At 50.9% G+C, this 16,042-nt stretch carries 19 protein-coding genes; 3 read left to right on the forward strand and 16 right to left on the reverse strand.

Going from position 1 to position 16,042, the window contains the following annotated elements:
* Positions 1-61: 61 nt before the first annotated feature.
* Positions 62-760, reverse strand: a complete 699-nt coding sequence (trmH, locus tag OCU43_RS16120; RefSeq protein ID WP_091361024.1) for a tRNA (guanosine(18)-2'-O)-methyltransferase TrmH — start codon at positions 758-760, stop codon at positions 62-64.
* A 127-nt stretch (positions 761-887) separates the two neighbouring features.
* On the opposite strand from trmH, the gene OCU43_RS16125 reads away from it, so the two are divergent.
* A complete protein-coding gene (locus OCU43_RS16125) occupies positions 888-1,754 on the forward strand; it encodes a prephenate dehydratase (RefSeq protein ID WP_091361025.1) in 867 nt (288 codons plus the stop codon).
* Between the two features lie 80 nt (positions 1,755-1,834).
* On the opposite strand, the gene alc is transcribed toward OCU43_RS16125, so the two are convergent.
* The 9 genes from alc to putP all read right to left on the reverse strand — a co-directional run bounded on the left by alc (position 1,835) and on the right by putP (position 10,168).
* A complete protein-coding gene (gene alc / locus OCU43_RS16130; RefSeq protein WP_338024071.1) occupies positions 1,835-2,851 on the reverse strand; it encodes an allantoicase in 1,017 nt (338 codons plus the stop codon).
* Positions 2,852-2,923: 72 nt separating this feature from the next.
* A complete protein-coding gene (locus OCU43_RS16135; protein WP_091361028.1) occupies positions 2,924-3,652 on the reverse strand; it encodes an amino acid ABC transporter ATP-binding protein in 729 nt (242 codons plus the stop codon).
* Positions 3,639-4,289: an amino acid ABC transporter permease gene (locus OCU43_RS16140; protein ID WP_091361030.1), complete on the reverse strand. Its 651-nt coding sequence runs from the start codon at positions 4,287-4,289 to the stop codon at positions 3,639-3,641. The genes OCU43_RS16135 and OCU43_RS16140 overlap by 14 nt, the downstream gene beginning before the upstream one ends.
* Positions 4,286-4,960, reverse strand: coding sequence for an amino acid ABC transporter permease (locus OCU43_RS16145; protein ID WP_091361031.1), 675 nt, complete (start codon positions 4,958-4,960; stop codon positions 4,286-4,288). Before OCU43_RS16145 ends, OCU43_RS16140 begins: the two co-directional genes overlap by 4 nt.
* 13 nt (positions 4,961-4,973) lie before the next feature.
* Entirely contained in the window at positions 4,974-5,768 is a 795-nt protein-coding gene (locus OCU43_RS16150) for a transporter substrate-binding domain-containing protein (protein WP_245756624.1), read from the reverse strand.
* A 237-nt stretch (positions 5,769-6,005) separates the two neighbouring features.
* The gene (locus tag OCU43_RS16155) at positions 6,006-6,836 is read right to left on the reverse strand and encodes a MurR/RpiR family transcriptional regulator (protein WP_091361033.1); all 831 of its coding nucleotides are present in this window, start codon (positions 6,834-6,836) and stop codon (positions 6,006-6,008) included.
* 271 nt (positions 6,837-7,107) lie between these two features.
* On the reverse strand, positions 7,108-8,025 hold the full coding sequence (locus OCU43_RS16160; RefSeq protein ID WP_091361081.1) for a PDC sensor domain-containing protein: 918 nt from the start codon (positions 8,023-8,025) through the stop codon (positions 7,108-7,110).
* A gap of 121 nt (positions 8,026-8,146) precedes the next feature.
* On the reverse strand, positions 8,147-8,323 hold the full coding sequence (locus OCU43_RS16165) for a hypothetical protein (protein WP_261832938.1): 177 nt from the start codon (positions 8,321-8,323) through the stop codon (positions 8,147-8,149).
* 354 nt (positions 8,324-8,677) lie between these two features.
* Positions 8,678-10,168, reverse strand: a complete 1,491-nt coding sequence (gene putP, locus OCU43_RS16170; protein WP_091361034.1) for a sodium/proline symporter PutP — start codon at positions 10,166-10,168, stop codon at positions 8,678-8,680.
* 314 nt (positions 10,169-10,482) lie between these two features.
* Between putP and OCU43_RS16175 the strand changes: the two genes are divergently transcribed.
* A complete protein-coding gene (locus OCU43_RS16175; protein ID WP_091361036.1) occupies positions 10,483-11,157 on the forward strand; it encodes a tRNA (adenine(22)-N(1))-methyltransferase in 675 nt (224 codons plus the stop codon).
* A 97-nt stretch (positions 11,158-11,254) separates the two neighbouring features.
* Here OCU43_RS16175 and OCU43_RS16180 read toward each other — a convergent pair whose 3' ends face one another.
* The 4 genes from OCU43_RS16180 to OCU43_RS16195 are packed head-to-tail and all read right to left on the reverse strand — an operon-like array spanning position 11,255 to position 13,472.
* Positions 11,255-11,743, reverse strand: coding sequence for a 3'-5' exonuclease (locus tag OCU43_RS16180; protein WP_091361038.1), 489 nt, complete (start codon positions 11,741-11,743; stop codon positions 11,255-11,257).
* Positions 11,740-12,354: a pyridoxamine 5'-phosphate oxidase family protein gene (locus tag OCU43_RS16185; protein WP_217647471.1), complete on the reverse strand. Its 615-nt coding sequence runs from the start codon at positions 12,352-12,354 to the stop codon at positions 11,740-11,742. The genes OCU43_RS16180 and OCU43_RS16185 overlap by 4 nt, the downstream gene beginning before the upstream one ends.
* 49 nt (positions 12,355-12,403) lie before the next feature.
* A complete protein-coding gene (locus tag OCU43_RS16190; RefSeq protein WP_091361041.1) occupies positions 12,404-12,868 on the reverse strand; it encodes a nuclear transport factor 2 family protein in 465 nt (154 codons plus the stop codon).
* A gap of 55 nt (positions 12,869-12,923) precedes the next feature.
* Positions 12,924-13,472, reverse strand: coding sequence for a carboxymuconolactone decarboxylase family protein (locus OCU43_RS16195; protein ID WP_091361043.1), 549 nt, complete (start codon positions 13,470-13,472; stop codon positions 12,924-12,926).
* A 132-nt stretch (positions 13,473-13,604) separates the two neighbouring features.
* Between OCU43_RS16195 and OCU43_RS16200 the strand changes: the two genes are divergently transcribed.
* On the forward strand, positions 13,605-14,510 hold the full coding sequence (locus OCU43_RS16200; RefSeq protein WP_091361044.1) for a LysR family transcriptional regulator: 906 nt from the start codon (positions 13,605-13,607) through the stop codon (positions 14,508-14,510).
* A gap of 207 nt (positions 14,511-14,717) precedes the next feature.
* Here OCU43_RS16200 and OCU43_RS16205 read toward each other — a convergent pair whose 3' ends face one another.
* Both OCU43_RS16205 and OCU43_RS16210 read right to left on the reverse strand, forming a co-directional pair.
* On the reverse strand, positions 14,718-15,569 hold the full coding sequence (locus OCU43_RS16205; RefSeq protein ID WP_091361046.1) for a GNAT family N-acetyltransferase: 852 nt from the start codon (positions 15,567-15,569) through the stop codon (positions 14,718-14,720).
* 118 nt (positions 15,570-15,687) lie between these two features.
* Positions 15,688-16,023, reverse strand: a complete 336-nt coding sequence (locus tag OCU43_RS16210; protein WP_091361048.1) for a VOC family protein — start codon at positions 16,021-16,023, stop codon at positions 15,688-15,690.
* Between the last annotated feature and the right edge of the window lie 19 nt (positions 16,024-16,042).

Genomic DNA, 16,042 nt, shown 5'->3' on the forward strand with positions numbered 1-16,042 from the left:
CTCCTGTTGTATGTCAACCCTGGGTTGATCACCGCATGGTGGACAGACCGATTATCTGGGATTACCACTGACGCTTCGGTGCTGACCCGTCACGCACCGCCTGATACCAGGCCGGAGCATCCATCAGCGCCAGCAGATCATCCATCGGCGGATATTCCAATCCCTTTTTATGACAGAAATCAGCAAGGTCAGGAAAGCTCCACTCAAACAGCGTATCTTTATACTCCTGAGGATCAAGTCTGGATTGCTCGTACAGTCCCGCCTTTAAGCGCTGATTCTGCGCTTCCACAAGAATAATGCCTGCCGCCGTGGAGACATTAAGCGAGCCCACCATCCCCATCATCGGAATCAGAATATGCTCATCGGCCAGCGCGGCCCCCTCATCACTGACGCCATGTTTTTCAGCCCCCATCAGCAGCGCACAGGGCTGGGTGAAATCGACCTCACGATAATCGATCGCCCGGTCGGAAAAATGTGCCGCATAGATCTTCATCCCCTGAGCTTTGGCCCCGGCAATCGCGTCCGAAACGGAACGATGGTTTTGGGTTTTGACCCAACGATCACTGCCCCGGGTGGTCCCTTTAAAGCCATACCCCTCTTTTGGCGTCACCGTATGGATGCGGGGTATTCCCACCGCATCACAGGTGCGTATCAGGGCAGCAATGTTGCGCGGCTTGTGTACCTGATCGGTAATCAGGGTCAGATCCGGTTGGCGGCGATTGAGGGTTTGAGTCAGTTTGGCGGTACGTTCCGGAGTCATCGGGGTCCCAAATTAAGCTGGTAACAAAGTTGCAGCCATATTACTGAAAAATGTCGGTCTGCTCACTGCAAAAATATAAATCTGTGACATAATTACCGCCTTATTAGTGTCATTAACCGGAATCAACATGTCAGCTGCACCGAACATCATCGCGTTTCAGGGCGTCGAAGGCGCCTATTCACATCTATCCTGTCGACGGGTTTTCCCGGAGATGGAGGCGTTTGCCTGTGAGACCTTTGTTGAAGCGATGTTTATGGTGGACCAGGGCAAAGCCAGGCTGGCGATGATCCCACTGGAAAACTCAACCGCCGGTCGGGTGGAAGAGATCTACCGGCTGATGCCCAAAAGTCAGTTACATATTATCGGTGAACATTTCGAACCGGTTAGTCACTGTCTGCTGGGAATCAAGGGCAGCTCGGTTGACCAGCTGAAAACCGTTTCTTCGCACCCACAGGCGCTGGCTCAGTGTGATGGCCATATCAAACAGCTGGGCATAGAGCCGATCGCTGCTTTTGATACCGCGGGTTCCGCCTATGAGCTGGCGCAGAATCCTGATCCCAGCCACGCTGCTATCGCCTCAAGCCTGGCCGCCGAGCTATATGATCTGGAGATCCTGCGGGACAACTTTCAGGATGTCACCGGCAACACGACCCGCTTTCTGATTCTCTCCAGTGAACAGGGGATTCCGGAGCACAAGCCCGATGTCCCCTATATCACCTCACTGATGTTTACCGTACGTAACATCCCCGCAGCACTCTATAAAGCCCTGGGCGGCTTTGCCACCAACGGCATCAATATGGTGAAGCTGGAAAGTTATATGGGTAACGGGCTGACAAAGGGGGCCAGCTTTCACCTGGATGTCGAAGGCCATCCCGATGACCGGATGATGCAGTATGCCCTGCAGGAGCTGGAGTTCTTTACCAAAGAGATGCGCAACCTGGGCACCTACGAAGCCCACGAGTTCCGTGCCCAGAACCGGCCACTGCCGGAGTAACTGAGTTGAGACAGAGGTATGGGTTACCTCTGTCTTTTAGCGCTGTTTTTTAGCTTCGACAGACACAAAAACGCCGGTCCCTATTCACCTGAATCGATCACCCCGTTAATGCGTAACCGGCTGATACCGCCATCGGGAAAGATATTCAGACGCACATGGGTAACCGGCCCGATATCTGTCAGCTCCTGCTCAAACAAGTGCTCTGCATCCATCTGCAGTTTCTGAGAGGGTAGCAGCGTTTCCCAGTAGAGACTCTGCGCTTCGATCTGTTGATCTGTGCCGCCATCCACATAAGCGGCCGTGATCGAACAGCTATCCGGATAGTTACCCTTAAAATGACAGGTATCCACCAGCACCTGCTGAACAGTGCCGGGCTGAGCCAGCGCAATAATCACCCAGTCAAACCCCGGAGTTCGACGCCGGGCGGTTTCCCAGCCATCACCCATATTGATACCCCGCCCCGGCATCAGAATATTACTCATGGTGCCATAATGCTGATCACTACAGGCCAGAGCCCTGCCACCATTCATCGCGGCGGCCAGATCAACCCGCTGTCCAGGAGAGGTTTCACCCCAGTTTTTACAGGGTGTGCCATAAACACGAAAACGAGCAATCCCGCCATCGGGATAGATATTTAACCGCAGGTGGGTCCACTGACTCTCTGAGGAGATCAGATGCAGGTTATGACTATCGCCACTGAGAGACACAGAGGTCAGCAACTCTACCCATTCGGTTTCAGAGTTCGGATCACCCTCTTCGCAATAGCAGGCATCAACCGATGCTGATGGCGGATAGTTACCGGTAAAATAGCGGGTATCGATATCGATAGCCTCGATCACACCCGCGGATGACAGCCGTATCACCGCGTGATCATAACCAGAATAACGTTTACGCCGGGATTCCCAGCCATCCATCCATTTTCCGTTGTCATCAAACACGCCCTCTTTCCAGACAGGCTCAGTCGGTTGCAACATCCGCCCGACCTCAGCAAACCAGTCATCGGTGACCGATATCGCCCTGGCACCCAACCGGGCATCGGCCAGATTCAACCATTTTTCCGGATCGAAACCGATGACCGGATTCTGAGTTTTCATCATCAGTTATTACCTAAACTTTTTAAATTTCTGAGCACGACAACAGGTGCAGACACCCAGAAACGCTCTGCCAGATCACAAAACAGCATTAATAAATTTACTCAGTTCAGGTGTCTGAGGATTGGCAAGAACCGTTTTAGAATCACCCTCCTCCCATACCAACCCCTGATGCATAAAGATCACCCGATCACCGACATCCCGGGCAAAGTTCATCTCATGGGTCACCAGGATCAGCGTCATCCCTTCCGCTGCCAGATCTTCAAGAACCTTCAATACTTCACCCACCAGTTCCGGATCCAGTGCCGAGGTAATCTCATCACAAAGCAATACTTTCGGATTCATGGCCAGCGAGCGGGCAATAGCGACACGCTGCTGCTGTCCACCGGACAGTTCGGCAGGATAGCTGTCTATTTTTTCCGCCAGTCCCACTTTTGCCAACACCTCCTGGGCGATCACTTTCGCTTCGCTTTCAGGGAGTTTGCGAACCAGCTTAGGTGCCAGCATGATATTCTGGCCGACAGTCAGATGGGGAAACAGGTTGAAGCTTTGAAACACCATCCCCACACTTTTACTCAGCTTGCGGATCTGACGGTCATCGTAGACCACCTCCATCTGATCGACGACCACGCCGCCCTCACTATAAGCTTCAAGGCCATTAATACAGCGAAGCAGCGTACTCTTTCCTGAGCCACTGCGACCGATAATAGACACCACTTCGCCAGCACCGATCTCAAGGTTGATCCCCTTGAGTACATGGTTACTGCCGTAATACTTATGAACATTGTTAATACTAACGAGCGACATTGAGTTTTCTCTCCAGTTTACGGCTTGCGACTGACAGGGGATAACAGAGCAGGAAGTAGAGCAACGCGACCATACCAAAGACTTTAAATGGCTCGAAGGTGGCGTTATTCAGCATGGTGCCTGCTTTGGTCAGTTCAACAAACCCGATAATCGAAGCAAGCGCGGTACCTTTCACAATTTGCACTGAGAAGCCAACCGTCGGAGCTATCGCGACCTTTAAAGCCTGTGGCAGAATGATATGCCGCATAATTTCGAAGTAGCTTAATCCCAGACAACGGGATGCTTCCCACTGACCACGAGGGATAGATTCAATACATCCCCGCCATATCTCTGTCAGATAGGCACTGCTGAACAGCGTCAGCGCCAGTGCAGCGGCAAACCAGGCAGACACTTCCAGGCCCATCAGCGACAATCCGAAAAACACCAGGAACAGCTGCATCAGCAATGGAGTGCCCTGAAACAGTTCGATATACAAACGGGTAAAGCGAACCAACAGCGTACGCCCACTGACCTGCATCATAGTCAGCAGCAGCCCAACGGTGGCGCCACCCGCAAATGCGATCAACGACAAAACCACTGTCCAGCGCGCTGCCAACAAAAGGTTACGTAAAATATCCCAATCGGAAAACACGCTCATGACCGGGCCCTCAGATTAGGAAACATGAAATAATGGATCAGCTTGAATCCCTGACGCATCAGAATAGCCAGCAACAGGTAGATAACTGTGATCACCATATAGACTTCGAAGCTCAGGAAGTTACGTGACTGAATAAAGTTCGCGGCAAAGGTCAGCTCCTCAACGGAGATCTGCGACAGTACAGCTGATCCCAGCATAACGATAATGCACTGACTGGTTAGCGCCGGATAGATTTTCTCAAGCGCCGGAGGCAACACCACCCGGGTAAAGGTCTGTGTACGGCTCAGCCCCAGAGTTCGGGCCGCTTCCAGCTGTCCCTTAGGGATAGATTCAATACCTGCACGAATAATCTCTGTACTGTAGGCCGCCAGATTAATCACCATCGCCAACAGTCCCGCTTCCCCAGCGGTCAGTTTGATTCCGATAGTGGGTAAACCAAAAAAGATGAAAAACAGTTGTACGATAAAAGGGGTGTTGCGAATCAGCTCAACGTAAACCCCCACTGCACGACTTAAAAATGTTTGTTTACCAGCACGGGCCGCAGCACCCAGGGTGCCAAGCAGGCACCCCAGTACTGTGGTAACGATGGCCAGAATCACTGTCGACAGCACTCCCCTGGCAATCAGGTCCGAGTATGGCAACAACTCTCCAAACTGAAAGGTATAGTCCATACCGATTAACCTGTTATAGCTTTAGTTCAGCAGGCAGTTCAGCGTTGAACCACTTCATAGAAAGCTCATCAAGCTTACCTGAGGTCAGACCTGCAACGATCAGTTCGTTCACCTTAGTCAGCAGCTCAGTATCACCTTTGTGAGTACCGACATAGCAGGGAGAGTTTTTGATGATGAACTTAGATTTAAGGCCGCGGGAATTACCTTTCTCAGCAATTTTCGCTGCCACCAGGTTACCGGTAGCGATCAGCTCAACCTGACCTGACAGGTAAGCCGAGATCGTAGTGCTGTTATCTTCAAAACGGCGAATAACCGCATCTTCCGGGGCCAGCTTAGAGAGTTCCAGATCCTCAACGGAACCACGGGTTACACCCACCGTTTTACCAGCAAGGTCTGCAGCTGAAGCTACCGCTGCATCACTGCTGCCAAATACGCCCAGGAAGAAAGGTGCATAGGCACGGGAGAAATCGATCACACGCTCACGCTCAGGATTCTTACCCATACTGGAGATAACCAGATCCACCTTACGGGTCTGAAGGTAAGGGATACGGTTTGCACTGGTGACCGGAACCAGCTCCAGTTTAACGCCCAGGCTCTCAGCCAGATAAGCGGCGGTATCGACATCATAACCCACCGGTTGCAGGTCAGAACCGACAGAACCAAACGGAGGAAAGTCCTGAGGTACTGCGACAACCAGCATTCCGCGTTTAGTAATTTCATCCAGCTGATTAGCATTAGCACTCAATGCTGTAATGCATAGCCCGATCAGTCCGACGAACTTCAGGCAGCTCTTGAATACACTCATCATTCTTTACGTCCTCTGGTAATAAGGAAAAGTTTTAGGGAAAGCAGCAATGAAACTTTTGTTTCACTTAGCCAAAACTTTGCAACACTAGTGCCAAAAAATGATAGTTATTTGAAAACAGTATGTTAGCTTTCAGAGATAAAGAAGGGGGAGGCGCTTATCAGAAACCATGCACCGATGCTGTGCAATAGTCTCTGAAACAGTGCAATCAAAAGAGGTATCTGGTGCGATAAAGCGGCACTAGCTAAAATCGAGTTCGTTCAGGTTTCGGTAGCTATCGCTGATAGACAAACTACGCGCCTGTCCCGATACCGCAATATGGTGCAGTAATGAGTTACACAGAAGGGTCGCCAGGCTCATCGCTGAGCTATACGCATCAAACCCGGAAACACTTTCAAGCGGACACTCTAACCACCAGGTCGCCTTCGCTGCCACTTTTCGCAAAGAAGCATCGCCGATCAGCAGCACAGGAATATTTTTCTGCAACACCAGTTTCAGCACCTCCTCAAATATCTTAGGTCGGCGGCGAAACGCGATAAAGATCACCAGATCATCACCGCCTGAACCTTCCAACTCCTCAGCAAGGGTTTGACCCGGTAACGGAGCCAGATCAACACTGGGCCTGATCTGCAGAAGTTGCTGGCGAATATGCAGCGCAACAGGGTAACTGTTGCGAAACCCGATCACTTTGACCGAGCGCGCCGATGCCATCGCCTCAATAACAGGCTGCACCTGCTCTTCAGACAGCGACTGTGCCAGCATCTGCAGGTTGCGAATCTCACGTTCAAAATGGGGTGCATAGGTACGTATAGAGGAATCGCTATCGACAACAGGCACACCTAATTGACGTTGACGTCTTGATTCCATCTGCCCCTCTTTAAAAGAGGAGAACCCAAGTCGTTTGAACATCCGACTCACGGTCGCCTTCGACACACCACACAAACGGGCCAGTTCAGCACTGTTAAACATAGCCAGATCATTGGGACGGTCGAGCATAAAATCCGCCAGTTTTCGCTCCTGAGGGGTCAGTTCGGCATATTTATCCCTGATTGTTTCGTCAATAATTCCCATGGAGTGTCCTGGTATGTCCTTTTAAAAAACTCATCATACGCAGTTTATTGATTTGTTGAAGTATTAGCGACCCGTTCATTCAGGGAAGAGGCGAACTGCTACGTTAACGAGTATAAAAGCATTACACAGCGTGATGTGCACGATAACCACTCGCTTGTGGCAGCTCATCAAAGCAGGTAGCAAAAGCCCTAGCGTTGCCCCCCCAGAATACCGGAGTAAGCAGCTCAGCAGATAGTCAGCAGGCGTTACATATCTGCGTGGTATATCCCGTTTACTCCTTACTCAGCTTCAGATAAACCCCCAGTGACATCAGCAGTGCCACGGCAGCCATCAGCATCCAGACTGCATTCAGCACATGTCCGCCACTGTCCACCAGCAACGATTTAAACATCAGCAACAGGGACTCTATCGACACCGCGATCACAATGGCCGACATAAAGCGGGTAATGGTGCGCCTGGACGTATCATGATGATGAATATCTTTATGGGCCAGCACCTCCTCTTCCAGTATGGTTTTACCCAGATCAAAGATCGCCAGCCCCAGCGTAATCAGTATCACAATTCCAAACGAGCGGGTAGTGACATCTCCCCCCAGCTGAAACGCTTTCCAGAGTGACACCCCTGCGGCATAAATCAACAGCATAGAGACCAGCACCAGCATGCCACCGATAGCTGCGTAGATACTCTGAAATATGGGGTGGATACCGGCCCTGATCTGATCACCTTTCAGATATGAAATCAGCCGCTGCAGATTAAAATTCATCACCAGATAACCGGCAACATTTCCCTCAGAATCATGTACTGCCTGAATACTGGAGATCGCCAGTTGATGGGTGGCACAGGAAAGATAGGGATCAGTGACGCAGACCTGATTATCGGTATTACGGGCGATCAGCATATAGGGGCGATGACTGCGATCACGCCCCTTTCCCGGTTCGCGCTGCTGTCGATAACTGACACCGGGGCTGCACACGGTATCCATTAACTGTACGCCGTTAATATCCACGCTATACATCAGCTCAGCAAAGGGATAATAACGGGATATACGGTTCATCACTCCGGCCTGAGCCTCTCTGTCGGAGAGCAGTGTGGTACCCGAAAAACTGGTCATCATCGATGCCAGCAGCCGGTGAATCGCCGGCTCATATTGCTGATAGTTTTCAATCAGCCGTAAATGGTTCTGCCTCATCTCGCCTTCACTTAACATTGATGGATAAAGGGTGTGTCGCCTGCATCTCCCCTCTGGAAATCCACAGGTAATACAGGCGCAAAAGGATAAAGCCCGCAGCTGGCCTGCGCGCCTTAAAATGTCAGTTTGAAGAGAGTACGAAACAGTTTTCGTCGGGATCGTCAGCCAGGCTGCGCAAATACTCTGCGGCACGGCTGAGGGTTGTCGTCATTGAACGGTGAGCTGAAGTGTCCTCGATGATAACCGGGGACTGACGAGAAAATTCAGAGTCTTCCTGAATTGAGTGATGAGTGTCCATAAATTCTGTCTGCATAGTTTTATTATTGTTTGTCTGAGTGGCAGTCTTACACTCTGGCCTGAGTCCAGGCGCGACCACCACGTTACGATGTTATACAGTACAGCATCACGCAAAGTCGTTTGATCTATTATTCTAATAAAAGCAAAAACATTCGACCTAAATTATGATATTCAAGGGATTATTTTTAATAAAAATAAACAATACAGAGTCTTATTGACCACTCATTGTTTTGCTACTACATCCGAGAACACTACCCACGCATCCGCAGCCGTGCTGATTGACGCCCACACCTGACGAATACACAACGGGCTGTGCAGCTGGCAACTAAAATACCAGCCCACAGCTCCCATAATACTAGGTATTGATCGCGCGAAACTCCCCTGAAGACTGCGTCGCAAGACTCACCAGATAGATCGCTAACCAGGAGGCAACAAAGCCCGGCAAAATCTCATACACCCCCGGACCGCCCATGAAACTGCTGTTCCAGCCTAGCTGAATCCAGACGATAACGGTGACCGCACCGACAATCAGCCCCGCGACAGCCCCCGTACCGGACATCCGCGCCCAGGTCAGCGACAAAATAATCAGCGGACCAAACGCCGCACCAAATCCAGCCCAGGCATGGCTCACCAGACCCAGCACCTTTGAATCGGGATTACCCGCAATAATCGCCGCAGCGATCCCCACCAACAGCACACTGATACGACCGATAAACACACTTTCCCGTTCACTCGCTTCCTTATGCAGGAACAAACGATAGAAATCCTCTGTCAGCGATGACGAAGACACCAGCAACTGACTGGAAATCGTACTCATGATCGCCGCTAGCAACGCGGCATAGAGAAAGCCGGTAATCAATGGGTGAAACAGCAGATCAGCCAGAACAATAAAAATCGTTTCGGCGTCTTTGATATCCAGACCGTTGCGCACCGCATAGGCACGACCGAACACACCAAGACAGATTGCACCGATTAACGAAATCGCCATCCATGACATACCGATATTCCGCGCGGTGGACACCTCATTAACCGAACGCACCGCCATAAACCGCACAATAATATGCGGCTGTCCGAAATACCCCAGTCCCCAGGTTACCGCAGACAGAAACCCGACCACCGTCAACCCATGGGTCCACGACAGAAAGTTCGGATCAACGATTGAGAGGGTTTCTGAGGCCTGGCTCAGCCCCCCGCCGCCACTGCCGAACAACACCACAGCAGGCATCAGCACCAGTGCGATCATCATGATGCAGCCCTGCACAAAGTCCGTCAGGCTCACTGCTAAAAAGCCGCCAATCACCGTATAGGTCAATACAATGCCAAGCGTCAGCCAGATTCCCACAGAATAATCACTGACTCCACCCACGCTGATCAGCCCACTGAACGCGCTGGAAAACAGCTTACCCCCTGCCACCAGACCAGAAGCGGTATACACAGCAAAAAACACCACCACAATAATCGCGGACACCGTTCGCAAAGCAAAGGCCCGGGTAGGAAAACGGCACGCCAGAAACTGCGGAATGGTCAGACTGTTATCATAACGTTCGGTCTGTTCACGCAAACGTGGCGCAACCACAATCCAGTTGACTAAAGCTCCCACCAGTAACCCGATACCGATCCACGCCTGTACCAGGCCTGACGCAAACAGGGCACCCGGAAGCCCCAGCAACAACCAGCCACTCATGTCCGATGCGCCAGCCGATAGCGCCGCAACCGATGGCGGCAGATTTCGTCCCCCCAGCATGTATTCTTCAGATGAAGCCGTAGACTTCCGCCAGGCATAAAAACCGATCGCAATCATCAGTACAAAATAAAGAGCCAGGCTAATCCATACACCGATAGCCATAGAAATGCCTCCCTAAACTGGCCAGCACGACAACCTTCTGCACTACCAGAATTCATATTTGATTACCTTAAGTAGTAGTTGCTAACAGGCGAGTCCTCAAGTTGAAATTAAGATGACAGCAAAGATTTTCAGCCAGAAACCGGCACCCGACAGCGCTTTTTCAACACTAAAAACGCGTTAATTACCGCGCTTGCGCAGCAGTCCGGACAGTCGGATCTCCGGACATTTTCTATAAAAGGCCAACGGCCCTTTTGCTCGCCAAAATCTAAAAAAACTCTACAATGCGCGTTTGAAAACCTCACCTGGGCGATGCATTGAAACTCAGCAAACGACTACAACAGATTGAACAGCTAGTGGCTTCAGATTATGACCATATCTGGGATTGTTGCTGTGATCATGGCTTTCTTGGGGCTGAGCTGCTATCTCGGCCAACCAGCGCAACCATCCACTTTGTGGATATCGTGCCTCAGCTCATGACACAGCTGGAAAACAGGCTGCGACGGTTTTATCCCGACGCCAGGGAACGATGGGAAACGCACTGCATCGATGTGGCCCGACTTCCGCTGCAGCAATACAGTGGCAAACAACTGATCATTATTGCCGGGGTCGGCGGTGATCTGATGATTCAGTTTCTTGAAGCGATCCATCAGCAACATGCCCAACTGAATATTGATCTGCTGCTCTGCCCGGTCTATCAGCAGTATGCTTTGCGCGAGAAACTGATCGAACTGAATTGCAGTCTGAAAGATGAAATTCTGATTGCAGAGAATCAGCGTTTCTATGAAGCGATACTGGTATCATCAACCCCCGATCACCAGGCGCTTATCAGCCCTGTGGGCAACAGAATCTGGCACTCAGAAACCGCCGCACAAAAACGTATCGTCGAATCCTATCTGCGTAAAACCCTCAGCCACTACCAACGGATTCAGCAAGGCGACAAGATCAAGGTGGATCATATCCTTGAGGCATATCGCGCGATTACATTGTGATGCTGACCATTCAGTTCTCAATTTACCTTACAGAGTAGCGGGAAAACCACAGAACCGATGCCTTCTGGACAGCTTACCGTCAGGTCAATGACTCCGGTTATTCATCACTATTCAGAGCAAACATAGCGGCCTGATGAATAAGACGGGCATCGTTCAAAGCGCGATGTGCACGATAATCACTCGCTTGTGACAATTCATCAAAACAGCTAGCGAAAGTACCCGCCCGGTGACCACTCAGCAATGTACTGAGATCCACAACATTAAAAGTTTGCTCAATAGCCACCGCTTCAAACAGGCGACCTATCCAGAAACCGTCCCAGTCTTCATGGTCGGAATACACGACTTTAGACGCCAATAAGCTGTTAAGCTCCTTTGCGACCACATCCGCCGGTCTGCCTTTTTCGAAGAGATCCTGACGCGACAGTCCGTGCAGCTCATATGCTTTCAGACTCCAGTGTTCCCAGGATTCTTCAGGTCGGATAAGTGTCTGATAGGTCTGTTCAGCGTTCACCAGACCGATCTCTATCGGATAACTAACAGGACTCAAGCCGCTGGCTTCGATATCTAAAACCCATATATTACTCATCGGGTCTCTCCTTGCAGAAGACGCAGTTGCTCCTCCAGTTCTGCGATCCGCTGATCACGTTGCTGCAACAGTGCTTCAACCGCTTCCTGATCCATCCGTTGTGGAATATGTTGTGGACAGTTCCGATCCCAGGCATCAACGGTAAACATCAACACCTGTTCCGGCCGCGCCCTGTATCGGTCCTGGCTGGGCATCAGTTCAGCTAACAACGCTGGCTGATCCTCTATCACTTTTGCACGGCCCCAGATTTTGATTCGAACACTGTTGGCATAGTCCATTAAGAAGATAAACGCTCTGGGATTATCGGTTAAATTTCCCTGAGTAATGAACTGCTTGTTTCCCCGGTAGTCTGCAAAAGCGAGGGTTTGCCTGTCGAGTACCTTCAGAAAACCCGGTGGACCACCACGATGCTGGATATAAGGCTGACCGTCAGCATTAACGGTCGCCAGATAGAAACTCCTCTGCGCCGCGATAAAGCCCGCCAAGTCGGGCGTGATGTCACGTTGCCAGCCACCGCCCTGCTCCATTCGCGCATAACTATCTCTGGAACCCTTTCGGGTCTGAATAGCCTTTACACTCGCGGTAAAGGCGATATCGCTGGTATAGGTCAACTTTACATACCTCTTTCTCTGGTGCACCTCGAAAAACCGACGGCATAACTCACAGGCCCAGATCGCTGAGGCCGGGGTGATCATGAGGGCGACGACCCTGAGGCCAGTGAAATTTCCGCTCCTCCTCACTGATCGCATGCTCATTAATACTGGCGATACGTTGTCTCATCAGGCCATTAGAATCGAACTCCCAGTTTTCATTGCCATAGGCACGAAACCACTGTCCGGAATCATCATGAAACTCATAGGCAAAACGAACGGCAATTCGGTTATCCGTGTATGCCCATAGTTCTTTGATAAGCCGGTAGTCAAGCTCACGGGTCCACTTGCGTGTCAGCAACTGCACGATTGCTTCGCGCCCTGCTACAAATTCGGCACGATTTCGCCATAAGCAGTTCTCGGTATAGGCCAGAGCGACTTTCTGGGGATCGCGGCCATTCCAGCCATCTTCGGCGAGTCTGATCTTTTCGATGGCCGAGGCTTCATCAAACGGCGGTAAAGGGGGTCTGGACATAGTAAATTCTCCTCTTAAGGGTAAAGGGTGGCGAAAGCGCCACCCACACACTGACTCAGGCTGCCAGGGTATCAACAGCTGGAAAGTCGATTTCGGTACCCAGCACTTCATTCACGTAGTTCGTCAGGGTATTCAGGGCAACGTGGCCTACGATCTCCACGATCTCTGCGTCGCTATAACCGGCAGCACGAACCGCCCCGACCTCACGGTCAGAGACCTTGCCGCGGTTGTTCACAATGCTGACGGCGAAGCTCACCGCTGCTGCGGCTTTTTCATCACTGGAGGTGCCACGGCGATTGGCTTCAATTTCAGCTGCACTCAGTCCGGCCAGATTGGAACCAAGATACTGGTGTGCAGCGAGGCAGTAGTTGCAGCCATTGATCTCGGCAACCGCAAGGGCGATACGCTCACGCGTCCGGGCATCCAGCGAACCATTACTCAGTGCACCATTCAGACCGAGGTAGCCCTCCAGAGTCTGCGGGCTGTTGGCGACAATGCGAAACAGGTTAGGCACACTGCCCAGAAGGGAATTAACCGCTTCAAGTGATTCTCGGGAGGCTTCCGGTGCAGCCATCACAGATGCCGGTGTAGGTATACGGGACATAATTAACTCCTAAATGTTATCGGATTGGAGAGCCCAGCATACAATTAACAAAAATAAAGATAATTAGACTGAAATTTAATTATCTATTACTGTTAGTGAAATAATATATGCGATGAAACTGTGTGAAACAGAATGGATAAACTTGAAGCGATGCGGGTGTTTATCGAGGTTGCGGAATGTCAGAGCTTCGTTGCCGCCAGCCGCACACTGGACCTGTCAGCACCAGCAGTAACCCGATCGGTCGCTCAGCTTGAGAAGGCCCTGGGGCTGCGCCTGTTCAACAGAACCACCCGTCATGTCCGGCTCACGGATTCGGGAGCCCGGTTTTTCGAAGACGCCAAACGTATTCTGGAAGACGTCGAACAGGCCGTGGCTACCGCATCAGGAAGCTACGCCGAGCCCAAAGGGGTGTTATCGATTACAGCCCCGGTACTGTTTGGTCAGATACATATCGCACCGATTCTGACGGAATATTTGCAGCAGAATCCAGCGGTAACCGTCAGAGCGTTATTCTACGATCGCGTCAGTAATATACTCGATGAGGGTCTCGACGTCGCTGTCCGCATTGGCCACCTCAAGGATTCAAGCATCTACGCCACCCCCGTCGGCAGCGTGCAGCGACTGGTCTGTGCTTCGCCCAGCTATTTGCAAAAGCATGGCACCCCCAGGCACCCTGCCGAGCTCAGAGATCATGAAATCATTCAGGCTTCAACGGTTGAACCGCCAACCACGTGGCAATTTGAATCATCCACAGGCAGGGAATCGGTAAAACTCACTCCACGCCTGCTCTGCTCCCAGAATGGCGCAGCAATAACAGCGGCCAGAGAAGGGTTTGGCATCACCCGCCTGATGTCCTATCAGGTTGGCGAGGAGTTAAAAAACGGCTCCCTGACGCGCATACTGCAAGACTACGAAAGCCAGCCACTGCCGGTCAGCATTGTTCATCTCGAAGGGCGACAAGCTAACGCAAAGATCAGAGCCTTTATCGACCTGGCGATTGAGCGACTAAGAGCCAATCCCTATATAGACCACGCTTAAGAGCCCCCTGTCTACAGGGGCTCCTAGTTGGCCTACTCCCATCAGCGATCACACCGTTGAGAATGGTAGTCATAAAGGTCTGTCATCTTTCACCGCTTAATTCAGGTTCCGTATGCATTCCCACGCGGGAGCGTGGCAACGAAACAGAGAAGGCGTTCGGAAATTTGCAGTGCAGCTATCATATGCCGCTTTGAGTCCGTAGCGCTCTCATCCGATTTCAAAGGATGTCACACCAAAAAGACGCTGTATTGGCATCTCAGGAAAATCGCCGGTATACATTCTTGCAGTTTCAAATGAGGCGCTCATATGATGCTTTTCAGCCAGTGCCACAGCCGCAGGATTGCTATCCGGTGTATCAAGAAAAACCGTGTCAGATGAGGTTGTTGTGGATTTTAAGGCCAGGAAAAGAGATTCGGCCAGTTCAGGATTGTCCGCATACAGAGGGCCAATTTTATAACCGTTGCGGCATTTGCGTATAACACCATAACCCGCCAGTTGACCATTCTGCAGGATGCCCAGCGCATGACTCCCAGGCTGGGTAATCCATGATCTAGTAAACTGCGATCTGCTGGCAGGAAAAAATGGCCGGTCATATTGATCAATGGATTCGAAAGGTAATGTGTCGAGTTCTACAATCTCAGCGTTTTTGGGCTGCGTGCCGCCGCCAACCCCTTCGTAACGGATATTGCGATAGGCCAGCTTAAAACCAGACTTTGTGTAGTTTTCCTGCTGAGCCACCACACCATCAAGGCCGATATTAACCCCTTCAAGGTATTTCAGCCCCGCGTTCCATAACTGAATTCCATAGCCCTTGCCACGGTACCCAGGCTTAACAATGTAGAACCCAAGGAAACCAAAAGCATCGCTGTACCTGATCACCGAAATTGAAGCGATAGGTTCGTCACCCAGAAAGCCCATCAAAAAACCATTCTGATCAGCTGAATAATAACAATCAGCATCATGCAAACCCGGATTCCAGCCTTCATCTGCAGCCCATTCAATGGCAATATCAATCTCGTTTCGGCCCACTGTTTTAACGGTGTAGTCTCTGTCTTGCATAGGATCCTCCTGGAAATTTCATCGCCATTTGGTAGCTAAAAAAATTTCAACCAGCCACCCCCATCGCTGTCGGCCGCCTTTAGCTGTTAAGTTTTTTTCTATACGCTCTGCTTGAAATTTACACTGTATTTTTGTCAGGATCTTTTGCATTAGAAAAAGAGTAACCATTTGCCTGATGAGTGGCTCCGAATACCAAACCCGACTCGGCAGATCTGCGTTTAAACTCTTCAATATCCTGAACGCTAAATACCAGCTTAACGCCTACCTGCCCAAGCTTGATACTCTTAGCTGCCTGATGAATCAGTATCGTGAGACCGCGATCTTCTGAGGTCAGCTCGATCAAACCCTCGAGTATTTCACCAGTCGTGATAAAGCCAAAATACTTCCGATAAAAATCGGCGGTTTTATCCATGTTTCGCGCGTAAATTATAATCGTGTCGAGTTTAACGTCCATGACTACTCCGAATGCGTAA

This window comes from Amphritea atlantica, from assembly GCF_024347255.1.
Taxonomy (GTDB): Bacteria; Pseudomonadota; Gammaproteobacteria; order Pseudomonadales; family Balneatricaceae; genus Amphritea; species Amphritea atlantica.

Coding starts and splice junctions, on each gene's coding strand:
- trmH (WP_091361024.1), bottom strand. CDS start 760: ATGACTCCGGAACGTACCGCCAAACTGACTCAAACCCTCAATCGCCGC.
- OCU43_RS16125 (WP_091361025.1), top strand. CDS start 888: ATGTCAGCTGCACCGAACATCATCGCGTTTCAGGGCGTCGAAGGCGCC.
- alc (WP_338024071.1), bottom strand. CDS start 2,851: ATGATGAAAACTCAGAATCCGGTCATCGGTTTCGATCCGGAAAAATGG.
- OCU43_RS16135 (WP_091361028.1), bottom strand. CDS start 3,652: ATGTCGCTCGTTAGTATTAACAATGTTCATAAGTATTACGGCAGTAAC.
- OCU43_RS16140 (WP_091361030.1), bottom strand. CDS start 4,289: ATGAGCGTGTTTTCCGATTGGGATATTTTACGTAACCTTTTGTTGGCA.
- OCU43_RS16145 (WP_091361031.1), bottom strand. CDS start 4,960: ATGGACTATACCTTTCAGTTTGGAGAGTTGTTGCCATACTCGGACCTG.
- OCU43_RS16150 (WP_245756624.1), bottom strand. CDS start 5,768: ATGATGAGTGTATTCAAGAGCTGCCTGAAGTTCGTCGGACTGATCGGG.
- OCU43_RS16155 (WP_091361033.1), bottom strand. CDS start 6,836: ATGGGAATTATTGACGAAACAATCAGGGATAAATATGCCGAACTGACC.
- OCU43_RS16160 (WP_091361081.1), bottom strand. CDS start 8,025: ATGAGGCAGAACCATTTACGGCTGATTGAAAACTATCAGCAATATGAG.
- OCU43_RS16165 (WP_261832938.1), bottom strand. CDS start 8,323: ATGGACACTCATCACTCAATTCAGGAAGACTCTGAATTTTCTCGTCAG.
- putP (WP_091361034.1), bottom strand. CDS start 10,168: ATGGCTATCGGTGTATGGATTAGCCTGGCTCTTTATTTTGTACTGATG.
- OCU43_RS16180 (WP_091361038.1), bottom strand. CDS start 11,743: ATGAGTAATATATGGGTTTTAGATATCGAAGCCAGCGGCTTGAGTCCT.
- OCU43_RS16190 (WP_091361041.1), bottom strand. CDS start 12,868: ATGTCCAGACCCCCTTTACCGCCGTTTGATGAAGCCTCGGCCATCGAA.
- OCU43_RS16195 (WP_091361043.1), bottom strand. CDS start 13,472: ATGTCCCGTATACCTACACCGGCATCTGTGATGGCTGCACCGGAAGCC.
- OCU43_RS16200 (WP_091361044.1), top strand. CDS start 13,605: ATGGATAAACTTGAAGCGATGCGGGTGTTTATCGAGGTTGCGGAATGT.
- OCU43_RS16205 (WP_091361046.1), bottom strand. CDS start 15,569: ATGCAAGACAGAGACTACACCGTTAAAACAGTGGGCCGAAACGAGATT.
- OCU43_RS16210 (WP_091361048.1), bottom strand. CDS start 16,023: ATGGACGTTAAACTCGACACGATTATAATTTACGCGCGAAACATGGAT.